A 5,246-nucleotide genomic window follows, 5' to 3' on the forward strand; every position below is an offset into this window, starting at 1 on the left:
AGCGTCAGGCTTGATGATGGAGAAAGTACGTTGAACAGCCATGGTGTAACTCCAGAAACGGTAATTTACGAAAAATTAAACCCGCGAATTATACGCGGGTTATTGGGTATTGCCTAACTGCGTAAAAAGACGATTCAGTCTGCTTCTTCGATCCACAGGCCTTGAATCGCCTCCAGAACCTTTTCGCCACCCCGATCCGGGATGTCGTCGAATTCCGGCAGCGCCATCACCAGATTGCGCAGGGTGACGAAGTTCACAGACAGAGGATTGACGTCCGGGTGCGCTTCAGCAAGTTGTATAGCGATTTCTTGTACATCAACCCATTTCAGGCTCATGACATTTCCTTGAATCAGTGCGGCGCTTCGGCAGCATGGTTGAGCGAATATTTCGGAATTTCGACGGTAATGTCTTCCGTCCCAACCTTTGCCTGACAGCTTAGGCGCGAATGCGCCTCCAGGCCCCAAGCGCGATCAAGAAAGTCCTCTTCCAGCTCATCGGCTTCTTCCAGGGTGTTGAAACCCTCGCGGATGATGCAGTGACAAGTGGTGCAGGCGCAGACGCCGCCGCAGGCACTTTCGATCTCGATGTGGTTGTCATGGGCAACTTCGAGGATGGACTTGCCGGTCTCAGCCTCCACGACCATACCGTCCGGGCAATGCTCGGCGTGTGGCAGAAAAATGACCTGCGGCATTAATTATTCCTCGATTTCATTCAGGTTGCGCCCCGCCAGGGCGGCTTTTACCGTCTGGTCCATACGACGGGCGGCAAAGGCATCGGTCACTTGCGACAGGCGCTTGGTCTGTTGCTCGATGGCATAACCATCGGTACCTTTCATCAGTTCGGCCAACTCCTGCATCTGCAGGTCGATGACCATGCGCTCTTCGGCGTCCAGCAGGCGCTCGCCGTCAACATCCAGGGCGCCCTGCACTGCTTCGAGCAGGCGCTGGGCATCGACTTGCTGCTCACGCAATACGCGGGCGACTTTGTCGTCACCGGCGTACTGGAACGAGTCCTTGAGCATCTTGGCGATTTCACCGTCGGTGAGGCCGTAGGACGGCTTGACCTGGATGCTGGCTTCAACGCCCGAGCCCAGCTCGCGTGCAGCTACATTCAGCAGGCCGTCGGCATCGACCTGGAAGGTCACGCGAATCTTCGCCGCACCGGCCACCATCGCCGGAATACCGCGCAACTCAAAGCGCGCCAGGGAACGACAGTCGCTGATCAGTTCGCGCTCACCTTGCAGCACATGAATCATCATGGCCGTCTGGCCATCTTTGTAGGTGGTGAAGTCCTGGGCGCGAGCAACGGGGATGGTGGTATTGCGTGGAATCACCTTCTCCATCAGGCCGCCCATGGTTTCCAGCCCCAGGGACAGTGGAATGACGTCGAGCAGCAGCAGTTCGCCACCGTCGCGCTTGTTGCCGGCCAGGGTATCAGCCTGGATCGCCGCACCAATGGCGACCACTTGATCCGGGTCGATTTCAGTCAGCGGCTGGCGACCAAACGCCTCGGCGACGGCTTCGCGAACACGCGGCACGCGGGTGGAACCGCCCACCATGACCACGGCACCGACATCTTCCAGCTCGATACCGGAATCACGCACAGCACGGCGGCAAGCCTTTAGGCTGCGGGCGACCATCGGCTCGATCAAGGCATCGAAGGCTTCGCGGGTCAGTTGGGCAGACCAGGAGCCGTAGGAAACTTCGACAACCGCAGCATCAGTCAGCGCCTCTTTAGCGGCGCAGGCGGTTTGCAACAGATTGCGCTGCGCGCCTGGGTCCAGGTCGGCGGACAACCCGGCGCTGCTGATGATCCAGCTCGCGATGGCGTGATCGAAGTCATCGCCACCCAACGCGCTGTCGCCACCGGTGGCCAATACTTCAAAAACACCGCCGGTCAGGCGCAGGATCGAAATATCAAAGGTACCGCCGCCCAGGTCGTAAATAGCCACCAGGCCTTCGGCGTGCTGGTCCAGACCGTAGGCCACAGCCGCAGCCGTCGGCTCATTGAGCAGGCGCAGCACGTTCAGGCCGGCAAGTTTCGCCGCGTCCTTGGTGGCTTGGCGCTGGGCGTCATCGAAATACGCCGGAACCGTAATCACCGCCCCAACCAGTTCGCCGCCCAAGGTGTTTTCCGCGCGCTGGCGGAGCACCTTGAGGATATCCGCCGACACTTCCACCGGGCTTTTCGGGCCCTGGACGGTATCGATGAACGGCATATGGGATTCACCGCCAACAAAGCGGTATGGCAGTTGGTCGCCCAGTTGCTTGACGTCGGACAGACCACGACCCATCAAGCGCTTGACCGACAACACGGTGTTCAGAGGATCGGTAGACGCCGCCAGCTTGGCCGACTCACCGACTTCGGTGCGATCGGCGTGATAACGCACGGCGGACGGCAGGATAACCTCGCCATTGGCATCGGGCAGCGGCTCGGATAGGCCACTGCGCAAGGCAGCAACCAGGGAATTGGTGGTGCCCAGGTCAATCCCGACCGCCAGGCGACGCTGGTGCGGTTGAGGGCTTTGGCCGGGTTCGGCGATTTGCAGTAGGGCCATGGTAATCAGGTCTTATCTGTCTATCAGGCGTGCATCACGGGCAGCACACGGGGTTAATCGTCGAGGCGCTCTTCTAGCTGGCGCACTTCGTAGGTGAGCTTGTCGAGGAACTGCATGCGCCGCATCAGGCGTTCGGCCTGTTCACGTTGCGCTGCATCATCCCAACAGGCTGCGAAGCTTTCGTTGAGCTCATCCTGGGCCGTTTTCAGACGACGCTTGAAGACTGCGATACCCGCCAGGTCTGCTTCGTCCTGCAAGTCTTCGAGCTCTTCGCGCCACTGCATCTGCTGCATCAGGAAGTCGGGATCGTGCACCGTGACTTCAAGAGGCAACTCGCCCCCTCTCATCGCAAGCAGGTAGCGTGCGCGTTTGGGCGGGTTTTTCAGGGTCTGATAGGCTTCGTTGAGGCTGGCCGATTGCTCCAGCGCCAGGCGTTGCTCACGCTCGGAAGCGTCAGCGAAGCGGTCCGGATGCACCCCACGCGCCAATTCTCGGTAGCGCGTGGCAAGCTGGTCGAGGTCCAGCCGAAAACTTGGCTGCAGCTCGAATAAAGCGAAATGACAAGGAGTACCCACGAATAGCCTCAGATGTTGAAGCTTTCGCCGCAGCCACACTCACCGCGTACGTTGGGGTTGTTGAACTTGAAGCCTTCGTTCAACCCTTCCTTGACGAAATCGAGCTCGGTGCCGTCCAAGTAGGTCAGGCTTTTAGGGTCGATAATCACTTTCTCGCCGTGACTTTCGAACACCTGGTCTTCCGCAACCACCTCGTCGACGAACTCCAGCACATAGGCAAGGCCGGAACAGCCCGTGGTGCGAACACCCAGACGAATCCCCTCACCTTTACCGCGCCCATTCAGGGAGCGGCGAATGTGCTGCGCAGCCGCTTCTGTCATGCTGATAGCCATCGTTGACTCCTTACTCGTCGCCAAATGCTTAGATCAAGCCTTTCTTCTGCTTGTAGTCGCGAACGGCCGCCTTGATAGCGTCTTCAGCGAGCACGGAGCAGTGGATTTTCACTGGCGGCAGAGCCAGTTCTTCGGCCAACTGGGTGTTGCTGATGGTGACAGCCTCATCCAGGGTCTTGCCTTTCATCCATTCGGTCGCCAGCGAGCTGGAGGCGATGGCCGAACCGCAACCGTAGGTCTTGAACTTGGCGTCTTCGATAACGCCAGCGTCGTTGACCTTGATCTGCAGGCGCATTACGTCGCCGCACGCTGGGGCGCCGACCATGCCGGTGCCGACGTCTGGGTCTTCCGCGTCCATCTTGCCGACGTTACGCGGGTTTTCGTAGTGGTCGATGACCTTTTCGCTGTAAGCCATGGTACTGAATCCTCACTCATCAGGGCCGCTCTGGAACCCTGTAGAAACGCCTGCGTTTTCCGCCACGTTCCTACAGAGCTTGGGTGGCGGCTTCTATATTTAGTGTGCCGCCCACTCGATCTTGGAAATGTCGACACCGTCTTTGTACATGTCCCACAGCGGCGACAAGGTACGCAGTTTATTGACGGCTTCGCAGACCTTCTGCGCCGCGTAGTCGACTTGTTCTTCGGTGGTGAAGCGACCGAACGTAAAGCGGATGGAGCTGTGCGCCAGTTCGTCGTTGCGGCCCAGGGCGCGCAGTACGTACGAAGGCTCAAGGGAGGCCGAGGTGCAGGCCGAACCGGACGAAACGGCCAGGTCCTTGAGCGCCATAATCAGCGACTCGCCTTCGACGTAGTTGAAGCTCAAATTCAGGTTGTGCGGTACACGAGCGGTCATGCTGCCGTTGATGTACAGCTCTTCAAGGTTCTCGACCTGCTTGTAGAAGCGGTCGCTCAGGGCCTTGATGCGTACGTTTTCGGCAGCCATGTCTTCCTTGGCCACACGGAAAGCTTCGCCCATGCCGACGATCTGGTGGGTCGCCAGGGTGCCCGAACGCATGCCGCGCTCGTGACCGCCGCCGTGCATGGTGGCTTCGATACGCACACGTGGCTTACGGCTCACGTACAGGGCGCCGATACCTTTAGGGCCGTAGGTCTTGTGGGCAGAGAATGACATCAGGTCGACTTTCAGCTTCGACAGGTCGATATCGACCTTGCCAGTGGACTGAGCGGCGTCGACGTGCAGCAGCACACCTTTGGAGCGGGTCAGCTCGCCGATGGCCGCGATGTCGTTGATGGTGCCGATTTCGTTATTCACGTGGATCACGGAAACCAGGATGGTGTCTTCACGCAGCGCGGCTTCGATCATGGCCGGGGTGACGATACCGTCGGTGGTTGGTTCGAGGTAGGTGACCTCGAAACCTTCACGCTCCAGTTGGCGCATGGTGTCGAGGACAGCCTTGTGCTCGATCTTGGTGGTGATCAGGTGCTTGCCTTTGCTCGCGTAGAAATGCGCGGCGCCCTTGATTGCCAGATTGTCGGACTCGGTAGCGCCGGAGGTCCAGACGATTTCGCGCGGGTCGGCGTTAACTAGGTCGGCGACTTGGCGACGAGCGTTCTCGACCGCTTCCTCGGCTTTCCAGCCGAACACGTGGGAACGGGAGGCTGGGTTGCCGAAGTTTCCGTCAACCAGCAGGCATTCGCTCATCTTTTGCGCGACACGCGGATCAACCGGGGTGGTCGCTGAGTAATCAAGGTAAATCGGCAATTTCATGGACTTTCTCCTAAATCAGGCTGGCTGGCGTGCCGTTAGCTCTTCGGCTGTCA

At 59.2% G+C, this 5,246-nt stretch carries 7 protein-coding genes; all 7 read right to left on the reverse strand.

Annotated features, from left to right (window positions below):
• Positions 1-134: 134 nt before the first annotated feature.
• Positions 135-335: a Fe-S cluster assembly protein IscX gene (gene iscX, locus CFE47_RS30900; protein WP_135291183.1), complete on the reverse strand. Its 201-nt coding sequence runs from the start codon at positions 333-335 to the stop codon at positions 135-137.
• 14 nt (positions 336-349) lie between these two features.
• A complete protein-coding gene (gene fdx / locus CFE47_RS30905; RefSeq protein ID WP_017736823.1) occupies positions 350-691 on the reverse strand; it encodes an ISC system 2Fe-2S type ferredoxin in 342 nt (113 codons plus the stop codon).
• Between the two features lie 3 nt (positions 692-694).
• Positions 695-2,557: a Fe-S protein assembly chaperone HscA gene (gene hscA, locus CFE47_RS30910; protein ID WP_286842972.1), complete on the reverse strand. Its 1,863-nt coding sequence runs from the start codon at positions 2,555-2,557 to the stop codon at positions 695-697.
• A gap of 53 nt (positions 2,558-2,610) precedes the next feature.
• Positions 2,611-3,132, reverse strand: coding sequence for a co-chaperone HscB (gene hscB / locus CFE47_RS30915; protein ID WP_286842974.1), 522 nt, complete (start codon positions 3,130-3,132; stop codon positions 2,611-2,613).
• Between the two features lie 8 nt (positions 3,133-3,140).
• The gene (iscA, locus tag CFE47_RS30920; RefSeq protein WP_003175963.1) at positions 3,141-3,464 is read right to left on the reverse strand and encodes an iron-sulfur cluster assembly protein IscA; all 324 of its coding nucleotides are present in this window, start codon (positions 3,462-3,464) and stop codon (positions 3,141-3,143) included.
• Between the two features lie 28 nt (positions 3,465-3,492).
• Positions 3,493-3,879, reverse strand: a complete 387-nt coding sequence (iscU, locus tag CFE47_RS30925) for a Fe-S cluster assembly scaffold IscU (RefSeq protein WP_028617851.1) — start codon at positions 3,877-3,879, stop codon at positions 3,493-3,495.
• 99 nt (positions 3,880-3,978) lie between these two features.
• Positions 3,979-5,193 (reverse strand): IscS subfamily cysteine desulfurase, encoded by a 1,215-nt coding sequence (locus CFE47_RS30930; protein WP_185708186.1) that lies wholly within the window; start codon positions 5,191-5,193, stop codon positions 3,979-3,981.
• Between the last annotated feature and the right edge of the window lie 53 nt (positions 5,194-5,246).

Source organism: Pseudomonas sp. PGPPP1 (assembly GCF_002255865.1).
Classification (GTDB): Bacteria; Pseudomonadota; Gammaproteobacteria; order Pseudomonadales; family Pseudomonadaceae; genus Aquipseudomonas; species Aquipseudomonas cremoris.

Coding starts and splice junctions, on each gene's coding strand:
- fdx (WP_017736823.1), bottom strand. CDS start 691: ATGCCGCAGGTCATTTTTCTGCCACACGCCGAGCATTGCCCGGACGGT.
- CFE47_RS30930 (WP_185708186.1), bottom strand. CDS start 5,193: ATGAAATTGCCGATTTACCTTGATTACTCAGCGACCACCCCGGTTGAT.
- iscX (WP_135291183.1), bottom strand. CDS start 335: ATGAGCCTGAAATGGGTTGATGTACAAGAAATCGCTATACAACTTGCT.
- hscA (WP_286842972.1), bottom strand. CDS start 2,557: ATGGCCCTACTGCAAATCGCCGAACCCGGCCAAAGCCCTCAACCGCAC.
- iscU (WP_028617851.1), bottom strand. CDS start 3,879: ATGGCTTACAGCGAAAAGGTCATCGACCACTACGAAAACCCGCGTAAC.
- iscA (WP_003175963.1), bottom strand. CDS start 3,464: ATGGCTATCAGCATGACAGAAGCGGCTGCGCAGCACATTCGCCGCTCC.